This window comes from Alcanivorax sp. HI0083, from assembly GCF_001635175.1.
In genome coordinates, this window is the sequence record NZ_LWFX01000466.1 from 1 (window position 1) to 950 (window position 950).

Sequence of the window (950 nt, forward strand, 5' to 3'; positions counted from 1 at the left end):
GTTGCGTGTGTCCTGCCAGAGAAGCCAGAGCCGGGTATCCAGTTCCAGTTGATGGTAGTCCGGCGCCATGTGCGAACAGAGCTGATAAAACGCCTTGTTGTGGTCGGTTTCTTTGAAGTGAGCCAGTTCGTGGACCACGATCATGCGCAGAAAGGCTTCCGGCGCTGCCTTGAACTGGCTGGCGATACGCAGGCTGTTATGGCTGCGTAATTTGCTGCCGTGAATGCGGGTGTGCCGGGTATGCATGCCAGGGAGCCTCTGACTCACCCCTTGCATGCTCAGCGTGACCTGAAGTGTGCAGCTGTTGTGTTTCGGCACGACGGGCAGGGTGGTTCCCTTTACTAGTGGCGAAGCGCAGCAGATGTGCGCTTCAGGTCTCGCCCTACGGGGCTTTCAGGCTGGTCCGCACTCGTTGTTGCCCTTTCTCGACAGGCAACCAGCATGCCTTTAAAAGTGCGCCTAGATTGCGAACCAGCCTGAAAGCCTGAGTATACAAGGGGTGAGTCAGAGGCTCCCACGCGCCTGACTCAGCGTTTTCAGCTTGGCATCGTAATGGGCTTTGCCCAGTGGTGGCGCCTTGCGCAGCTATTGTTGCTTGAGGGGGTTGGCGTATTGAAACAGGGCCTTGTCACCTTGAATCTCATGCTTGTCGGGATAGCGCTGTTGCAGATAATCCCCCAGCTGCCCCTGGTCCAGCAGGATTTGGGCCTGTTGCTGGATCTGGGCGGGGTAGCCTGTCAGGTAGTGCAGGGTGTCCATGGGCCGGTTATCGCCTTGTGAGTGCGTTGGGCGTTAGTGCCAATGTGATCATTGGGCCGCGTGCGTATGATCGCCGCTCTCTTTGCAATGGACAATCCCATGCCATCAGCCCTGGACTCTGATTATCCCCGTCGCGGAAATGCCTTCTCCCGGTGGCTTGCCCGTGGCTTTTTGCGCCTGGCAGGCTGGCG

At 58.1% G+C, this 950-nt stretch carries 2 protein-coding genes; both read right to left on the bottom strand.

Going from position 1 to position 950, the window contains the following annotated elements; genetic code table 11:
• Nucleotides 1-246 (bottom strand): M48 family metallopeptidase (locus tag A3754_RS04790; RefSeq protein WP_369817578.1); only part of this gene is annotated, 246 nt, incomplete at its 3' end.
• A 339-nt stretch (nucleotides 247-585) separates the two neighbouring features.
• Nucleotides 586-759, bottom strand: a complete 174-nt coding sequence (locus tag A3754_RS04795; RefSeq protein ID WP_231880486.1) for a hypothetical protein — start codon at nucleotides 757-759, stop codon at nucleotides 586-588.
• Nucleotides 760-950 lie beyond the last annotated feature (191 nt).